This window comes from Mucilaginibacter sp. (genome assembly GCF_035492695.1).
Taxonomy (GTDB): Bacteria; Bacteroidota; Bacteroidia; order Sphingobacteriales; family Sphingobacteriaceae; genus Mucilaginibacter.
This window is the reverse complement of the sequence record NZ_DATJJC010000033.1, coordinates 524797-544762: the sequence shown is the minus strand read 5'-3', so window position 1 is coordinate 544762 and position 19966 is coordinate 524797. Positions and strand designations below refer to the sequence as shown.

9 protein-coding genes are annotated in these 19966 nt (G+C 44.2%); all 9 read left to right on the top strand.

Features of this window, described 5'->3' with window-relative positions; genetic code table 11:
* Nucleotides 1-60: 60 nt before the first annotated feature.
* The 9 genes from VL525_RS22610 to VL525_RS22570 all read left to right on the top strand — a co-directional run bounded on the left by VL525_RS22610 (nucleotide 61) and on the right by VL525_RS22570 (nucleotide 19889).
* Nucleotides 61-2436: an ABC transporter permease gene (locus VL525_RS22610; RefSeq protein WP_325390010.1), complete on the top strand. Its 2376-nt coding sequence runs from the start codon at nucleotides 61-63 to the stop codon at nucleotides 2434-2436.
* A gap of 226 nt (nucleotides 2437-2662) precedes the next feature.
* Complete coding sequence (locus VL525_RS22605; RefSeq protein ID WP_325390008.1) at nucleotides 2663-5035, top strand: ABC transporter permease; 2373 nt, start codon at nucleotides 2663-2665, stop codon at nucleotides 5033-5035.
* A 78-nt stretch (nucleotides 5036-5113) separates the two neighbouring features.
* The gene (locus tag VL525_RS22600) at nucleotides 5114-7513 is read left to right on the top strand and encodes an ABC transporter permease (RefSeq protein ID WP_325390006.1); all 2400 of its coding nucleotides are present in this window, start codon (nucleotides 5114-5116) and stop codon (nucleotides 7511-7513) included.
* 42 nt (nucleotides 7514-7555) lie between these two features.
* Nucleotides 7556-9991 carry an FtsX-like permease family protein gene (locus VL525_RS22595; RefSeq protein WP_325390004.1) on the top strand — a complete coding sequence of 812 codons (2436 nt, stop codon included), beginning with the start codon at nucleotides 7556-7558 and terminating at the stop codon, nucleotides 9989-9991.
* A 71-nt stretch (nucleotides 9992-10062) separates the two neighbouring features.
* Entirely contained in the window at nucleotides 10063-11091 is a 1029-nt protein-coding gene (locus VL525_RS22590) for a DUF4097 family beta strand repeat-containing protein (protein WP_325390002.1), read from the top strand.
* A gap of 33 nt (nucleotides 11092-11124) precedes the next feature.
* On the top strand, nucleotides 11125-12162 hold the full coding sequence (locus VL525_RS22585; RefSeq protein ID WP_325390000.1) for a DUF4097 family beta strand repeat-containing protein: 1038 nt from the start codon (nucleotides 11125-11127) through the stop codon (nucleotides 12160-12162).
* 105 nt (nucleotides 12163-12267) lie between these two features.
* Nucleotides 12268-14637 (top strand): ABC transporter permease, encoded by a 2370-nt coding sequence (locus VL525_RS22580; RefSeq protein WP_325389998.1) that lies wholly within the window; start codon nucleotides 12268-12270, stop codon nucleotides 14635-14637.
* Between the two features lie 215 nt (nucleotides 14638-14852).
* Nucleotides 14853-17270: an ABC transporter permease gene (locus tag VL525_RS22575; protein ID WP_325389996.1), complete on the top strand. Its 2418-nt coding sequence runs from the start codon at nucleotides 14853-14855 to the stop codon at nucleotides 17268-17270.
* 174 nt (nucleotides 17271-17444) lie between these two features.
* Nucleotides 17445-19889 carry an ABC transporter permease gene (locus tag VL525_RS22570; protein ID WP_325389994.1) on the top strand — a complete coding sequence of 815 codons (2445 nt, stop codon included), beginning with the start codon at nucleotides 17445-17447 and terminating at the stop codon, nucleotides 19887-19889.
* Nucleotides 19890-19966: the final 77 nt, after the last annotated feature.

Genomic DNA, 19966 nt, shown 5'->3' with positions numbered 1-19966 from the left:
TGCAAATCAACGCATTTAATGTTTGGTATCTATTTTAGGCGATAGGTTTAAAATATTGTTATGATACGCAACTATATCAAGATCGCCTGGCGAAACCTGTACAAGAACAAGGTTTTTTCACTTATCCATATTTTAGGTTTAACCATCGGCATTACCGTTTGCCTGATGATATTCCTGTATATCATGAACGAGTTCAGTGTTGATCGCTTTCATAAAAACGAGAAACAGGTATACCGGGTAATGCGCGGTTTTGATAAGGAGAAAGCCCGTGTCCCTTATCTTTCTGCACCTTATGCACAGGCTTTGTTAACCGACTATCCGGCTGATATCAAGATGGCGGTACGCGTTTGGACCGCGAATTTCCTGGTATCTTTTGGCGATAAGGCATTTGACGAACGCAAGGTTTACACAACCGACGATGGTTTCTTTACCATGTTTTCATTCCCACTGTTGAGGGGCGATGCAGCCACGGCGCTTAAAGACCCGGGGAGCGTAGTGCTGACTCAAAGGATCGCGGAAAAATATTTCGGGACGGTTGACAATGCGATGGGTAAAATCATATCCTTTGATAAGACCCTGCCGATGAAGGTAACCGGCGTTTGCAAAAATCCTCCTTCCAATACCCACATGGATTTTGATATGGTGAACACGCTTTCCAGCTTCCCGGACAGGGCGAATGGCAAAATATGGATCAATAACTTCCTGTTCACTTATGTACTGCTAAACCCCAATACCGATGTTGCAAAGCTGGAGGCTAAGTTTCCCCAATTCCTGGACAAATATATGGGTAAGGAGATGGCGCAATATGGTTTACACCAGGACCTTATGCTGACTGCATTGCCCGATATATACTTTGAACCCTCGTCGGCGTTTGATAACGTAAAGCATGGTGACAAAACGGTGGTTTATATATTTATTTCCATTGCCGTACTCATCATGCTTATTGCCTGTATCAATTTTACAAACCTGGCTACGCTGCGTGCCGTGGAACGTTCAAAAGAAGTGGGCCTGCGTAAAGTTTTAGGAGCGCTGCGCAATCACCTGGTATCACAGTTTATAGGCGAATCTATTTTACTATCTGTTATTTCCTGTATCCTTTCCATCGGGCTGCTGCTGGCCCTGCTGCCAACTTATAATAACATACTTGGCTACAACCTGACCGTCGCCTGGAATTCGTGGCCCATTTATACTTTCCTGGGCGGTGTTATCCTTGTTGTTGGGTTTTTAGCGGGGAGTTACCCGGCTTTTTTTCTCTCGGCTTTTTCGCCTATAGAGGCATTAAAGGGCAAATTGCGCTTGGGTAAGGGCGGCTCTTTTTTCAGGCAGGCACTGGTTGTGGTACAATTTAGCATCTCCGTTTTCCTGATCATTGGCACCATGGTGATCATGAACCAAATGCACTTTGTTAAAAACAAATCGCTGGGTTACGACCAGGCACAGAGCGTGGTAGTGCAAATAGATAATGCCGATATTTACGATCATCGTAATCTATTTAAAACCGAGCTGCAGAATAAACCTGGCATCGCTTCCGTGTCGCTTATGTCGGGCGAGCCAGGGGGCTTTTTTGATGTACAGGCGTATGAAGCGGAGGGGCACCAGGATATTTTAAAGGAGCGTTCGGAATTTGCCGATTTTGAATATGTTAAAACCCTTGGATTGAAGATAATTGCCGGTCGCGATTTCTCGCCGCAATTTGCAACCGATACCTTGAACTCGGTATTGATAAATGCTACCGCTGCAAAAAAGCTTGGCTTCAGCCCTGAACAAGCCGTAGGCAAATGGATAAGAAACACAATTCGCGACGATCATAAGAGAAGGATAATTGGTGTGGTAAGCGATTTTAATTTCCTGTCGCTTAAAGAAAATATGGACGCGCTGATCATTTCGCCGTCCGAAGACAGGAGAGTGGCCGTTATTAAGTTAAAGCCAGGCAACATAGCTTCTTCGCTCGATGATATTAAGAAGGTTTACGCACAGGTGGCGCCGGTGTACCCGTTTGAATATACTTTTCTCGATCAGAAATTTGATACCACTTACAAAGCCGATCTGCGGCAGCAAACCATATTGAGCATATTTTCGGGCCTGGCCATTTTTATAGCCTGCCTGGGCCTGTTCGGTTTGGCGTCGTTCACTGCTGCAAAACGCACTAAGGAGATAGGTGTAAGGAAAGTACTGGGTTCATCGGTACCTAATATCCTGCTGCTGCTTTCAAAAGACCTGCTGAAGCCGGTAATGATTGCGACGTGGATAGCTATTCCGGTAGGCTACTATGCCATGCACAGCTGGCTGCAAAATTTTGCTTACCGTACGCCATTGTCGTGGTGGATATTTGTTTTGGCAGCCGCAATAACGTTTGCGATAGCACTTATAACCGTCAGCTTTAAGTCGCTAAAGGCTGCTTTGGCCAATCCGGTGCAGAGTTTGAGAAGTGAGTGATTAGTGATTAGTTGACTTGTGATTGGTTATTAGTTGATGGGCGGGGTAAAACAGGTGTTCACGGAAAATGCAAAAATGGGGCACTTTTTGAGGTTTTACAAATGCAATTAATTGATTAACAGTTTTTTAATTGTATTTTAAGTTTGGCAAGCGGCGGTGGCGTGAACACTTAGTGTAGCTAAAAAGCTGAATTGGTAATTGAATAAATAAATAAGCATCTATAAATATGTTCAGAAACTACTTTAAAACCGCCTGGCGTAACATTTTAAAGAACAAATTTTACGCGTTCATCAACATAACAGGGCTCACCGTAGGCCTTAGTGTTGGATTGCTCATTTTACTATGGGTGAGTGATGAACTAAGTTTCGATACTTTTCATACCAGGGCGCCCCAGCTTTACCAGGTAAATGCGCAGATAGGCACCGGTACCTCCAAACAAATATGGACCGGCGTACAGCCGCCCATCGCAACGTATGCCCTGCGCGAAGTACCGGGAGTGAAGGCGGCAGTGCGAATGGTTGGCTATTATGGCTACAGCATTTTCCAGTACCAGGACAAAGCACTAAAACCAGGGGATAACGGCATGTATTATGTTGATCCTTCTTTTTTTAAGGTATTGGATTTCAGATTGCTTAAAGGTAATGTGAACCGGCCGTTTCCCAATCAACAGTCTATCGTTATAACAGAAACTACGGCTAAACGGTTCTTTGGCAATGCCGATCCAATTGGCAAAGTGTTAAAAGGCGATAATAGAGACAACTTTATAGTGAGCGGGGTACTTGCCGATTTCCCGCAAAATTCGACGTTTAAGGCGGATGTTTTATTTTCCATAGATCTTAAAGCAAGTTCATATTCTCCCACAGATTATTGGAAATCAATGGATGGAGACTGGGGCGATTATTATGCCACAACACTTTTGCAATTACAGCCCAATGTTTCGCTCAAATCGGTGCAGGATAAACTGACGGCGATCCACATCCGCAATCAGCCCGGCGAAGATGCCTCAAAGGTGAAATACCTGTTGCAGCCGCTTACCCGGTTGCACCTTTACCATGCTGATGGTACCGAATCGGGTATGCAAACGGTTCGGATATTCCTTATTGTAGCGGTACTGATACTATTGATAGCCTGTATCAACTATGTGAACCTATCGACCGCAAGGGCCATGCTGCGCTCAAAAGAAGTGAGCGTACGCAAAATCATCGGGGCCGAAAGAATGCAGCTGTTCGCACAATTTATTATCGAAACTTCATTATTCTTTTCTATAGCCCTGGCGCTGGCATTTTTTATGGTAAAAACGTTAATGCCATTTTACAACGACCTTTCGGGCAAGCAAATGCAGTTTAATTTGCTTGATCCGGGTGTATGGAAAGTGATAGGGTTTACGGTTATAGGCACATTAGCGGCATCCAGCATATACCCGGCTTTACTGCTTTCGTCGTTCAAACCTATCAACGCGCTCAAGGGCAAGCTTTCTCTTGGAGTGGGTAATACGCTGTTTCGCAAGGGCCTGGTAGTTACTCAATTCATATTTTCAATCGGCCTTATTATCAGTACGCTGGTTATCAATAGCCAGCTAAAATACATCCGCGAAAAGGAATTGGGCTACGACAAATCTTACGTGTTCGCCTTCGGTATGGGTGGTATGCAAAAAAACTATGAGGCTCTGCGGACCGAGCTGCTAAATAAGCCGGGCATTCATAATATAGCCAGCGGGGCAGGGAACATCATGCTTGCAGATAACACCACATCAGATACCAATTGGGATGGCAAGAATCCAAAAGAATCGTTCCTGATCCACCCGATGTATATCGATAAATACTACATAAGCTTCTTCAAATTGAAGATGGCAGCGGGCGGGACCTTTACCGGTATGGCAAGTGATTCGGTGCATTATATACTGAATGAAACAGCAGTAAGAGAGGCGGGTATAAAAGACCCCGTAGGCAAAATGTTCAGTCTGCACGATAGACGCGGAACCATTATAGGTGTTGTTAAAGATTTTCATATGGCATCGCTTAAACAGAAGATCGAACCCGCAATTTTTGTCTACCAGCCTTCCTGCTGGAAGATGTTTGTTAAAACAAGCGGGAAAGATGCGCCGCTTGCTGTTGAAGCCGCTAAAAAAGTGTGGGCGAAATATAATCCCGGTTTTCCTTTTGAATATAGCTTTATGGACCAGGATTATGATTCGATGTACAAAACTGATCAGCGTTCTGGTATGCTTTTCTGCGTATTTGCAGGGATAGCCATTTTTATATCATGCCTCGGGTTATTTGGCCTTGCTACCTATACCGCGCAAGTAAAGGTGAAAGAAATAGGTATACGGAAAGTTTTGGGGGCGAGTGTTTCTAACATCACCATGATGTTGTCCGGGGACTTCCTGTTACTGGTGATGCTATCGCTGGTGATAGCTACACCGATTGCGTGGTATGCTATGAACAAATGGCTGCAGGATTATGTGTATAAAACATCCATTCAATGGTGGGTATTTGTACTGGCGGGTGTATCGGCTTTATTGATAGCGTTCATTACAATCAGTTTCCAGGCAATAAAGGCAGCCCTTGCCAACCCTGTGAAGAGCTTGAGAAGCGAATGATCAGAGATTAATTAACTTATGATTAGTGATCAGGTCGTCAATAAACTATTGAACAATTAAACCAATGAACCAATTACCATGATAAAAAATTATCTCAAAGTAGCCTGGCGCAATCTGTGGAAGAACCGGGTTTTTTCGGCCATTAATATTATCGGCCTGGCTGTAGGTATGGCGGCTTGTATCGTTATCATGCTTTTTGTTCACTACGAAAAAAGCTTTGATAACTTCCAGACACAAAATATCTACCGCCTTAACGAAGTTCAAACTATCGGTAGTGAAGGCGCCAAGCAAAAGGTGGCTTTATCCATGTTTCCGATGGGGCCTACGCTGCAGCAGGAGTTTCCCGAGATAAAGACCTTTACCAGGATATCGTGGCGGCAGAAATACCAAATGACGGAAAAGGATAAAAAAATATTCCTGCCGCAGGCATTTTTTGTGGATTCCACCTTTCTGAAGATATTCAACTTCCAGGTTATCAAAGGCGATAAACTGACGGGATTGCTGAAACCTCATTCGGCTATGATTACCGAAGAAACGGCACATAAACTTTTTGGCGACGAAGACCCGATAGGGAAAACCATAACGCATTACAGCAATGATACCACCACTTTTGTAGTGACGGGCGTTTTGGCCAATGTTCCAAAAAACTCTCAGCTACAGTTCGATGCTTTGCTTTCGTTCAATACAATAATTAACCCTGATATGTATAAAAATTGGGGCGGCAACTGGCTTGATACCTATTTTGTGCTCGCTCCCGGAACAAACCAGGCAGCCATGGAGGCCAAATTCCCGGCTTACCTGAAAAAATACCTGAAAGGCGATGGCTGGAAGTATTATCAGTTGTTCCTGCTAAAGTACAAGGATGTTCATGCCGGCGCGGCAGATATAGGCCTGGATTATATCAATTTTCAAAAGTTTGATAAAAAAACCACCAATCTTTTTGCCATTATCGCGCTCATCGTGCTGGTGATCGCCTGTGTTAATTTTATTAACCTTTCAACCGCGAGATCGGTGGAGCGTGCGAAAGAGGTGGGCATACGAAAATCGATTGGAGCGTACCGTTTCCAGTTGGCCGCACAGTTCCTGAGCGAAACGGTGCTGATCTCACTTATTTCGCTGGTTTTTGCTGTAATTCTTGTCGAATTATCATTGCCTTATATCAACAACCTAAGCGAAAGGGACATTACCTTAAACGTGTTTAATAATTTTGGAGTGTTAGGTACTGTTTTTGGGGGCACCATACTCGTTGGCCTTCTGTCGGGGATTTATCCTGCTATTTATCTATCCTCTTTTAGGGCCGTTACGGTGCTGAAAGGCTCTATACAGGTAGGGAAAAATAAAGGACTTATGAGAAATGTGCTGGTGGTGACACAGTTCTCAAGCGCTATATTCCTGATGATAGCTACCGTGTTCGTGTTGCGGCAGCTGAATTTCATGCAGAAACAGGACCCCGGCTATAACCGCGACCAGATTGTTAACGTGAAACTGGACGGCATCACTTATAAAAACTACGATAAATTTAAAAATGCACTTTCGGGCAATACATTGGTACAGGGTGTTACCGCATCGCAGGACATCCTGGGCAGCCATCTCGATCAGACCGGTGTAACGTTCCGTCCGCACGACGGGCCGCGGCAGGACCTGGGCACGACGCTGCTGGTGGTTGACAGTAATTACCTCTCATTATATAATATGAAACTGCTTTACGGTAATAATTTCTCGGGCGATACGGCGATGGACGCAAAGCAATATATTGTAAATGAATCCCTTGGGCGCGAACTGTTAAAAGATCACCCTAAACGATCATTATCATCCCTGGTAGGTGAGCATTTTGGTTTTGATTCGTTGGGAACGATCGTCGGCATCGCCAAAAATTTCAATTTCAACTCATTGCATTACAAAGTTGAGCCGCTGTTTATGATCAGCGCCCGGAAATTTGGTTTTGGCAATGTGTCGGTTAAAATAAACGGGGCCCGTACCGCCGAAGCAATTGCATTTATCAAATCGAAATGGAATAGTATTAACCCGGACAGCCCGATAGATTACCAGTTTCTTGACGATCATTTTAACGAAGTTTATAAAGCTGACAGCCAGAAAAGCCAGATCGTAGGAATACTTTCGGGGCTCGCGATATTTATATCCTGCCTCGGCCTGTTTGGCTTAGCTTCGTATTCCGCTGAAAAACGAGTGAAAGAGATCGGTGTACGGAAGGTATTGGGGGCATCTGTGCAGCGCATAGTAGTGTTATTATCAATAAATTTCCTTAAGCTGGTACTGATCGCCAATATCATCGCTATACCGCTTGCGGTGTGGGCCATGCACGAGTGGTTAAAGGACTTTGCTTACCGCATTGATCTTTCATGGATCATATTTTTCACTGCTGCAATAGTTTCTATAGTAATTGCATTGATAACCATCAGCTTCCAGGCAATTAAAGCGGCTACGGCAAACCCGGTGAAGAGTTTGCGAAGTGAATAAAATTGCTGCAAAAGGTGGCCAATTAACAAGCAATTTTAAGTTATGATAAAAAACTATTTTAAGATCGCGCTCAGAAATATTCAACGCAATAAACTTTATTCGTTGATAAATATCGCAGGCCTTACTATCGGCCTTACAGCCTGTTTGCTGGTAGCAACGGTTGTTTTGGACGATCTGTCGTACGATCATCAATGGAAAAACGCAGACAATATTTATCGTATCATTAGCATTGACCAAAGCAGCAAAAATGCTATTCAGCAGTTCCCGCAAAGCTTTACCGGCCTGGGACCGACCTTTAAAAAGACTTTCCCCGAAGTGGAGGAATATTGCCGCATGCACACCGCGAACCAGCGCTTTAAAATGGGGAGCGATAAAGACGGTGTTAAAATTCATACATTATCGGCCGAGCCATCTGTTTGGGATGTTCTGAACTTTGATGTGGTTGAAGGTAAACCACAAGTGTTTGTTAAAGGCTATGACAACATGGTCATATCCGAAAAAGTCAGGAAACTATATTTCCCCAATTCAGACCCCGTAGGGAAAATAGTTGTCGATCTGCCAGAGTTTGGTAAACCTGTCAGTTATATGATAACCGGCGTTATAAAAGATATCCCTGCGAATTCCACGCTGCGGGCGGACATACTTACGATAGGCCAAATGAGGCCGGATGATGATATTGTGCATGCTGAAGGTTACGGCACTTATGCAGAGCAATACCTATTACTGAAACCAGGGGCATCCGCAAAAGTATTACAAAGCAAGGCCAATAAATGGATCGCTGGTTATTTCGCTAATAAGGAGATGCATTATTCAGTTAGCCTTCAACCCATGAAGGATATTTATCTCAGGTCAGCTGATCTGTCGGGAGGCGGAGATGTTAAAGGTGATATTAAAAATGTATATATCTTTTCGGGCGTAGCAATATTCCTGCTGCTTATAGCGTGTATTAATTTTGTGAACCTTACAACTGCGCGCGCTTTAAAACGCGTTCGCGAAGCAGGTATACGCAAGGTCCTGGGCGCCGACAGGCGCGAACTGATAGCACAATTCCTTTTCGAATCCCTATTGTTTTTCTGCATCTCATTTGGGTTAAGTATGTTTCTATACATAGCGTTTTTGAAACCTGTTGAAACCTATCTCGGTCACCCGTTAACCATTACGCTGCAAAATAATATTTTATTGTTTGGTATAACCTGCGGTATTATGCTGATTGTTAGTGTGCTTACAGGCATATATCCAGCCTTATTAGTTTCAGCGCAAAACCCAATTTCGACGTTGAAAGGGAAGATTAGTGAGCACGTTGGCAGCAATTTTCTCAGAAAGGCGCTCGTGGTCATTCAGTTCACTATATCTGTGGCCGTCCTTACGGTTACTATCATTGTACAAAAGCAGCTGCACTTTATGGACAATAAGGATTTGGGTTATGATAAAAATAACCTGCTTCGTTTCAGCGATTTAGATTGGAATGGAAAAGGCAACGCTTTTAAACACCAGGTATTATCCATTCCGGGTGTTGAAAATGCAAGCATAGCAACCTGGTATCCCGAAAGCGGCGGTGGCGGATATATGACGCTTAACGCGGACGATCCGACTCAGAAAGGTAACAAATTGAAGGTTTGGTATATCAATGCTGATTTTGATTTTGTGAATACTATGAAATTTCACCTGTTGAAGGGGCGTCTGCTTGACCCCAAATTTAGCAAGGATGCCATAAACGCCGATTCACTAATGGCGAAAGGCGGGAATAAGCTGGATTCAGCCAGGATTGATCAATCTATGCTTATATCTGCTTACACGGCAAAAATGTTTTCTATAAAAACGCTTGGACAAACTGTTAAAGGCGCGACTGGCACTCCAGTTGGAATTATCAATAATTTCAACAATGAGTCGCTGAAAGAGGATATGAAGCCGGTATTTATCAGCGCGTCCAAAAGTATGCGCTACGGAAGTATGCTGATGCGAATTCAACCCGGGTCAGAGAAAGCTGTCCTGACAAAACTTTACAAGGCCTGGCAGCATTTCTTCCCGGATAAAGTATTTGACTACGCATGGGTAGACCAGGAGCTTAATAAGCAATATGCCGCTGAACAAAAATTGCAGCAAATGTTCGCTACGTTCAGCTTCCTGATACTAACGCTGGCTGCATTGGGATTATTCGGTTTAACAACTTTCATCGCCGAAATGAAAATAAAAGAGATCGGTATACGAAAAGTATTAGGTGCTTCTGTATCAGCTATATCAGTTACACTATCTAAAGACTTTATTAAACTGATTTTGATCTCTATTATAGTCGCCTCTCCCGTTGCCTGGTATTTTGCTAATAAATGGCTGCAAAATTATGCTTACAAAATAACGCTTAGTTGGTGGCTCTTTGCCTTATCAGGTTTGGGTGCGATACTGATAGCTATCATAACCATCAGTTACCAGACTATAAAATCAGCCACCGCAAACCCGGTGAAAAGTTTAAGGTCTGAATAAAATAAATACGAACTGCGTGCAACGTATTTAAAGGAATTACTGTCTGATAGATATAAACAACTCAAAAAGCAATGAAAACCTTTTTAACACTATTTATCGTCGCCTGCCAAACCACATTCGCTTTGGCGCAGGACGACAAAACTCCCTATATGACCAAATCATTAGCCAATGATGCTATCAGCCATGTGGAGGTAAGCACTTCGGCAGGAGGAATACTGGTAAGCGGCAGAAGCGGTGAAGCGCCGCGTATCGAAGTGTATATCAGGGGGAACAACAATCATGACCTTTCAAAGGCTGAGATCGAGAAGAAATTAGCCGAAGATTACGAAATGAGCATTGATGTTAATGGGCATGATCTGAAGGCTGTTGTGAAAACAAGGCACGAGTTTCACAACTGGAACAACGGAATTAGTATCTCCTTCAAAATATATGTTCCGCAAAATGTTTCGACCGATCTTCAGACGAGCGGCGGCGGCATTAGCCTGGATAACCTTAAAGGAAATGAAACCTTTAAAACAAGCGGCGGCGGGTTAAATATCGACCGCTTAAGTGGTGTTATACGCGGCAGAACGTCAGGCGGCGGCATCAGGGTTACAAATTCGGACAACGACATTGACCTGAACACAAGCGGCGGAGGTATAACTGCCAGGGGCTGCAACGGAAAAATACACCTGGTGACATCAGGCGGCGGCCTTGAACTGGATGATCTGAAAGGAGATATTGATGCACACACCAGCGGCGGCGGCATCAGGGGTAATAATATCGAAGGTGAATTGGTTACCGGCACCAGCGGCGGAGGCATCGACCTAAGGAACATGGACTGCGCCTTACAGGCTAACACCAGCGGTGGCAGTTTATCGGCCGAAATGAAACATGTAGGCAAATACCTCCGGTTAAGCAGCAGCGCCGGCAATGTAGAGGTGGAGCTGCCCGCAAAACAGGGGCTCGATCTTAACCTGCGCGGCGATAAGGTAGAACAAAGTCAATTTAGCGGATTTAAAGGTGATTGGGATAAAGAACATGTGCACGGCACAGTTAATGGCGGTGGATCTCCGGTCGACGTTTCGGCAAATGGAAATGTAAGTGTTCGCTTCAACTAACAGATAAACAAATCAATAATAAACCATAGGATCATGAAAAAATATTTAATTCTCTTTATAGCAGCATGCCAGGGGTTAACAACCTTAGCGCAGGATAACAAAACCCCGTACCTAACCAAATCGCTGAGCAATGCAGGTATCAAGAATGTATATGTTTCCACATCGGGCGGCAGCATTTCGGTAAGTGGCGCTTCAGGTGAAGAACCCAGGATAGAAGTGTACGTTTCGGGCAACAATGGCCTGTCTAACTTGTCGAAAGACGAGATCAAAAAACGTCTTGAAGAAAATTATACACTTGACATAACTACAAGCGGCGGCGAATTGAAAGCTATTGCCAAAAACAAGCACGATCATAACTGGGATTGGCGCCGGTCGTTAAATATCGGTTTTAAAGTATACGTGCCTCAAAATGTAGCTACAAAGCTGGAAACCAGTGGCGGCAGTATTCACCTCGATAATCTTAGCGGGCAGGAAGTATTTGAGACCAGCGGTGGCAGCCTTCATATAGATAAGCTGACAGGCAATATCCGCGGCCGTACTTCGGGTGGCAGCATCACGCTTATGAACTCCAAAGACAACATTGACCTGGAAACAAGCGGCGGCAGCATAAGAGCTAGTAACTGTTCAGGAAATATCCATTTAGAAACATCAGGCGGCTCTATCCGCCTTGAGGATCTGAGCGGTAAGATAGGAGCTGAGACCAGCGGCGGCAGTGTTGGAGCTAACAATATTAAAGGTGAATTGAAAACAGGTACTTCAGGCGGCAGCATTAACCTAACCAATTTAGCTTGCAGCCTGGATACTTACACCAGTGGCGGCAGTATCCATGCACAATTAAAGGAAGCCTCGAAATTTGTCAAGATAGATGCCAGTGGCGGCCATGTCGACCTGGAACTGCCATCAAAACAAGGCTTTGACCTGAACCTGCGTGCCGATAAGGTAACCGCCGAACTGGGTGGCGGCAGTTTCAACGGAACAAAAGAAAAGGACCGTATTGAAGGCAAGCTGAATGGCGGTGGTATATCGGTAGATGTAAATGGCAGCAACCGCGTTAACCTTACTTTGAACTAAAATTGTTTTCCAAATATTGACTACAGGGATCAGCTTTAGTATTTTTATAGTAAAGCTGATCTTTTTTAAGATTGATACCACCAAAACGAATTAATAAGCCAACCTATGATAAGAAACTATATCAAAACCGCCTGGAGAAATATTAAAAAGCATGCAAGCTTTTCATTGATCAATGCTGGCGGATTGACGCTTGGGATAGCCAGCTGCCTGCTGCTTTTGCTATATGTTTCGTATCATTTAAATTTCGATCATCAGTTTAAAAATCTTAATAACATTTACCTTGTCGAGAATAATCAGCCGGGCGATGGAAAGATATATACCTTTGCGGCTACACCAAAACAAGCTGCGTTTTCTATAAAAGAAGAAATCCCGGGAGTGGTACAAACTGCAAGGGTAATAAGTTACAACGCAGGCGGCTTGCTGACGTACAATAATAACAGCTTTAAAAAAGCGGGCCTGTTTGCCGACCCGGCTTATGTTTCCATATTTTCCTATCATTTCATTGAAGGGAGCGCGGCTTCAGCGTTGACAAGGCCAAATTCCATTGTTATTACAAAAGATCTTGCAAAAACATTATTTGGAAGTGACAATGCCATGGGTAAAACGGTTACCCGTAATAATAAGTCGCCGTTACTGGTAACCGGCGTAATAGATAACGTGCCGGCCAACGCATCCTTCCAGTTTGATTTCATTATACCATGGACCCTTTTTGAGGCCGAAAATACATGGACGAAAGACGCAGGCTGGGGCAGCAATTATGCCCGCACTTTTGTTCAATTAAAGGACCCCGCATCGCTTGCGCAGGCGAACCGGGTAATGAAGGGGATGGTAGAGCGCCATGATAAGAACAACAAGAACGAATTGTTCCTGTTTCCGTTCGCCAAAATTCACTTGTATTCAAATTTTGAAAATGGCAAATCGGTTGGGGGGATGATAAGCCAGGTACATTTATTTGAAATACTGGCCTTGTGTATTTTACTGGTGGCATGCGTCAACTTTATGAACCTTTCAACAGCACGATCCGAAGAAAGGGCCAAAGAAGTTGGTATTCGCAAAGCAATAGGCTCAAGCCGTAAGCTTATCATCGGCCAATTTATTACCGAGTCCATGATCTTGTCGTTTTTGTCAACAATGCTGGCAGTTGTAGTTATGATCCTCGTTATTTCGCCATTCAATAACTACTTCAACATTAAGATGTCGTTCCCTTACAGCGACTGGACCACATGGGCATTTATTGTCGCACTGGCGGCTGTTTCCGGTTTTGTGTCCGGAAGCTACCCGGCCTTTTATTTGTCATCTTTTCAGCCCATCAAAGTACTTAAAGGAATGTTCAAAGGCGGTAAAGGAGCGCTGTCGGTACGCAAAGTGTTAGTGGTGCTGCAGTTTGGCCTGGCGGTTTTCCTCATCACTGCTACGATATGTATATACAGGCAGATCAGGTATATCCAGGATAAACCTATCGGCTTTGATAAAAACAACATGGTTGAGATTTCTGCCGAAGGAAACCTTGATAAAAAAGCCGATGTGTTTATCGACGAATTAAAAAGAAAAGGTGCAATAACAGGTGGGACACAACTTTCGATGAGCATTTCCGAAACCGGCAACAATACCTGGGGCGTTGAATGGCAGGGTAAGCAACCTGATCAGAAAATACTGTTCGAGATACTGAACGCTGGTTATGATTTCACAAAAACTACCGGTATTAAATTAATTGCAGGTCGCGAGTTCTCCAGTCAGTACCCTATAGATACAGCCGGGAAAACTATGATGATAAACGAGACAGCGGCCAAACTGATGAATTTGAAAGAAACTGTTGGAGCAGAGATTAAATGGGGCGGAAGACCTTATACTATCATCGGTGTTTATAAAGATTTTGTACGCGGTTCGCCTTATCAAAAGGTGCCGCCAATGATAACCGGCTTTGTGAACTCCGGTGCCGATGAAATAGACCTGAGGCTGAATCCTGATAAGAGCATAACGGCTTGTGTCGACCAGATCAACAAGACACTGAAAGAGATCAACCCGGCATACCCGCCTGTTGTCAATTTTGTGGACGCCGATTTTGCCAGGAAGTTTGAGAACGAAAAAGTATTGGCCATGCTCGCTAATCTGTTTGGCGGCCTTGCTATTGTGATCTCATGCCTTGGGCTGTTTGGATTAGCTGCATACGCGGCAGAGCAGCGCACCAAAGAGATAGGTGTGCGAAAAGTGCTGGGGGCCAGCGTAAGCAACCTTGCAGCTTTGTTATCGAAAGACTTCCTGGTACTGGTAAGCATCGCTATTGTATTGGCTGTGCCGGTATCCATCTGGTCGTTAAGCAAATGGCTGAACAATTATGAATATCACGTAGCTTTAAGCTGGTGGGTAATTGCGCTGGCCGGTTTAATAACGATAGTTGTGGCTCTGCTTACGGTAAGTTTCCAGGCTGTAAAAGCCGCTTTGGCGAACCCTGTGAAAAGCTTGAGAAGCGAGTGATTTTGTGAATGTCAATGGTGAATGGTGAATAAATAGTGGCGGGTTATTACCTATTCTCTATTAACCAACTGCCAACCAACCCTGTATCACCGCCGTACAGCAAGTGTTCTATTTACGAACACTTTCGTATACAGAAAGATTTCTAAATTGTTTATAATCAATTGGATACAAAACTGGCACATTCTTGAATATAAACAATTCTAAAAAACTGGTTTATGATACGGAATTACCTTAAAACCGCCTGGCGTAACCTGGCCAAAAACAAAGTATTCTCTTTTATTAACGTGTCCGGGCTGGCGGTGGGTTTAACCTGCTGTATGTTCATTGCGTCGTACCTGTATTCCGAACTTACTTATGATACCTATTCGGTTAACTCGAAGCAGCTTTACAGGGTAGGGCTTAACGCATTGGGTAACGGAGGTACTTCCGATTTTCCAATGCCCGATGTTGCAGTTGGCCCCGGCATGAAACGCACATTCCCGCAAATTTTAGACTATACAAGGCTCACAAATGGTAAGCCCGCATTTTTTAATTACAAAGACAGGGAGTTTAAAGAGCAGAAAACCGTTTATGCGGATGCAAACTTCCTGCGCTTATTCTCGATACCGTTGCTGCAGGGCGATGACAGAACCGCTTTGAACGAACCTCATAGTATTGTGCTCAACAGCGCCCTTGCTAAAAAATATTTCGGCGATGAACAAGCTGTCGGGAAAACACTAAAAGCCGGGAATGAAGTTTTTAAGGTTACCGGGGTAATTGATAAAGTACCCGATAACTCACATTTCCATTATGATGCTTTCATCAGCATGTCGACCATAGAGCCGCAAATGCAGCAAACCTGGAGCAATGTTGGTTTTTACACTTATTTGCTACTGGATAAGAACGCCGATCCTAAAAAGCTTGAAAAACAATTTCCTCAACTGGTAGCCAAATACGTGGTGCCCGAAGTGCAGCGTGATATGGGTGTTAGCCTGGCTGAGGCACAAAAGGCTGTGAATACTTTCGTTTTTTATTTAAAACCCATAACCGATATCCACCTGCATACATCCACTAAATTTGATATGGAGCCTAACGGCGACATTAGCTATGTGTACATTTTCGGCGCATTGGCTATATTCATTTTATTGCTTGCCTGTATCAATTTTACCAATCTTTCCACGGCAAGTTCGGCAAGGCGTTCTAAAGAGGTAGGTATCCGCAAAGTATTGGGTTCGCTAAAAGAATGGCTGGTTACGCAGTTTTTGGTCGAATCGGTTATGCTTACACTATTTTCCATGCTGCTGGCATTGGGACTGGTTTTCGTGTTATTGCCCTATTTTAACGACCTGGCCGGAAAGCATATAACTATGGGGTTCTTTTTGAATTTCAAAGCCATAACAATTGGTGCAGCTGTAATATTACTGGTCGGCATTTCGGCAGGCTTATACCCTGCTTTTTTTATATCGTCATTCAAGATACTGAATGTGTTGAAGGGTACTACCGGAACCGAGCCAGCGAAAAAGAATTTTTTACAGAGCAGCCTTGTGGTATTCCAGTTTACGGTTTCTACAGCTTTGATCATAGCCACCTTTATTGTATACCAGCAATTGAATTTTATGCAAAACAAAAAACTGGGATATGATAAAGATCAGTTATTAGTTTTGAATGACACTTATACCCTGGGTAATAACGAGTACGCCTTTAAAGATCAATTAACGCACGACAGCCGTATAGTAAACGCCACGGTCTCAACCAATATCCCCGGAAACGGAAATGTAGGCGGAACTCAAATATATGCGCAAGACCACGCTTCGGATGAGACGCGGAGCGAGATCCACTGCAATATTTACCAGGTAGACGCCAATTACCTGCCGACCTTCGGGATCAAGCTTGCAAAGGGCAGAAACATATCGCCTGATTTCCCGGCGGATTCGGCATCGGTTGTTATCAACGAGGCGGCACAACGCGAACTGGGTTGGGGGAATGTTGATCCGATCGGGAGGTCGATAGTAAGATCGGGTAGAAGGGCCTATACCGTAGTGGGTGTGGTTAGGGATTTCAATTATACTTCAGCAAAAGAAAAGGTGGCGCCGCTAATGCTGCTGCCCGTTCACCGGCATGGCGCCATTGTGCTGAAAGTGAAAACAGCCAATATGAGCAGCTTACTGGCGGACATCAAAAAGCAATGGACCGATTATAAAGCCGAAGGGCCGTTCAGTTATTATTTTGTGGACGAACAGTTCGCGTCATTATATTCTGCAGAACAACGCACAGGCAGGATATTTACTTCGTTTGCAGTTATTGCTGTCATTATAGCAGGGCTGGGTTTATTTGGCCTGGCGGCATTCATGATAAAGCAACGGGTAAAGGAGATCGGTATCCGCAAGGTGCTGGGAGCTTCATCCGGGACGATCACGGTGATGCTTTCAGCTGAATTTCTTAAACTGGTTTTGATCGCCGTTTTAATTTCTTTCCCGCTTACATGGTTTGCCATGTACAAGTGGCTGCAGGATTTTGCTTACCGGGTTGAAATTCACTGGTGGGTATTCGTACTGGCAGGGACGGCTGCATTACTGATCGCTTTTATCACGATCAGTTTTCAATCGATCAAAGCAGCAATAGCGAACCCGGTTAAGAGCCTTCGTTCGGAGTGATTGAAGGGTTTTAACTTGTTATGAGTAGATTGGTGATTGGTTAATTCCGCTTTTATGCGATATTACTTAACTAATCACCGATCGCAAATTAACTAACAACCCATTGTAACGTTTCTTTCCGGGAAGTTGTCTTATTGATTAGTACGAATATAGTAACGCACAAATTTCCCCGTCATGATAAAAAATTATCTCAGAAGCGCCTGCCGTAACATTGCGCGGCACAAGTTCATTTCGTTCATCAATATATTTGGCCTCACGGTCGGACTCACCTGTTGCCTGCTCATTATTACTTATATCATCAATGAACTGAGCTATGATAAGTTCAACGTAAACGCCGACCGCACTTACCGGGTAACACGCATTTTTTATTCGCGTAACGGCGAAGAAAACCTGCACCTGAGCGCGGTCGCTCCGCCATTCGGTCCTTTGTTGAAGAATGCCTTCCCTGACATTGAAAAAGTAACGCGCATTTTGCCGAACGGCACCACTATCTTCAAGTATAAGGACAAGTTGTTTAATGAGAAGAGCGGCGCTTTTGCCGATGAGAATTTCTTTGACGTTTTCAGTGTAAATGTTACCCAGGGCGACAAAAAAACAGCATTAAACGATCCCTACAGCGTTATGCTTACTGACGAAATAGCCAAAAAGTATTTCGGCAATGAGGACCCGATCAACAAAACCATTATTTTGGACAATATCAAACATGAGTTCAAGGTAACAGGTGTTTTTGAACCGCTGCCGTCTAATTCGCACATGCACCCCAATATATTGATGTCGTTCAACACACTGAAGGATACTGCCATATATGGTGAAAAGCAGTTAGAGACCAATTTCGGCAATAATTCTTTTTACACTTACCTACTGATGCCTAAAGGGTATAACATGCAGGTGATAAGCGGGCAGTTAAATGCCTTTCTGGATAAATATGTGCACCTTCCGGGCATGCCGCCTAATGTAAAAACACACCAGGCCACAAAACTGACGATACAAAAACTGACCGACATCCATTTACAATCGCACCTGGATGACGAGATGGAACCCAATGGCAACACAAAACGCGTATATATCTTTTCAATTATTGCGGCATTCATCCTGATTATAGCCTGTATCAATTATATGAATCTTTCTACCGCGCGCTCAGCTTTACGCGCCAAGGAGATCGGCGTCCGTAAAGTTATCGGCGCCCAGCGTAAAGAGATCATCAGGCAGTTTTTAGGCGAATCTGTGCTGGTTACCTGGGTAGCTTTGGTTTTTGCAGTCGGCCTCACATGGATTTTACTCCCGTATATTAATGGAATCTCGCATCTCAATCTCCAGTTTAACAGCCTATTCAAATGGAATATCCTGCTGGGCGTTTTGTGCCTGCCATTTGTGATAGGATTAGTAAGTGGTATATATCCTGCAATTTTTATGTCGTCGTTCAAACCGGTACAGGTACTTAAAGGCATGCTAAAAGTTGGTGGCGGCAATATCTCTTTCCGAAAGGTTTTAGTGGTATTACAGTTTTCCATATCCATCATTTTAATCGTAGCAACCAGCATAGTTTTTCAGCAGCTGCGTTTTATTCAAACTGCATCGCTGGGCTTTAATAAGGACCATATATTAACTACAGCCTATTCGGGCACTTTAACCAATCAATTTGAATCGTTCCGGCAGGAATTGCTAAAAAATCCGGCCGTTAAAGATGTGGGCCGTTCGTCACGTATACCATCGGGACGCTTGCTGGACGACCAGGGAGCGCAGGTTATCGAGGGCGGTAAAACCACGCCAACCAATATCGAACTGAAATACATAACCACGGACTATGGTTTCGTTTCAACTTATGGTATGCAGATGGCGGCCGGCCGCAACTTTTCCCGCGCATTTCCTACCGACACAGCCAACTACGTGATCAACGAAACCGCCGTTCGGCAACTGGGCTGGAAAACAGCTCAGAACGCTATTGGGAAAGATATGATCTACGGGGGTACAAAAGGAAAGGTGATAGGCGTGGTACGCGATTTTCATTTCGAATCGCTGCACCAGGGAATTATCCCTATGATATTCCTGCTTCCGCCACCTAAAAGTGGTTACTACAACACTATATCGATAAAGGTGAATGGCAATAATGCGCAATCTGCGGTCAGTACCATCCGCGATACCTGGCATCAATATGTACCTGATGTACCTTTTGATTACACTTTCCTTGACGAACGTTTTCAGAAGCTGTACGTAAGCGAACAGCAGGAAAGCCAGTTAGTTACTATATTTTCGTGCCTTGCCATATTTATCGCCTGTCTTGGATTGTTTGGCCTCTCGGCATTTACCATATCACAAAGGGTAAAGGAGATAGGTATACGCAAGGTGCTGGGCGCAAACGTACCGCAAATAGTAGGGGAGCTGTCCAGGGACTTTTTAATCCTCGTGCTGATTGCAGCAGCTATTGGATTACCTATAGCCGGTTGGCTGATGCATGAATGGCTGGAAAGTAATTTTGCCTTCAAGATAACCCTGCTATCGAGCTGGTGGGTATTCCTGCTTGCGGGAATTATTGCTTTGATCATCGCATTTGTGACCATTGGTTTCCAGGCAGTAAAGGCAGCATCGGTAAATCCGGTGAAGAGTTTGAGAAGTGAGTGAGCCCCACCCAAACCCTCCCCGGAAGGGAGGGCTTTAAAAAATCTCCTCAACCGGGGCAGATTTCGAGCGGGCTACCA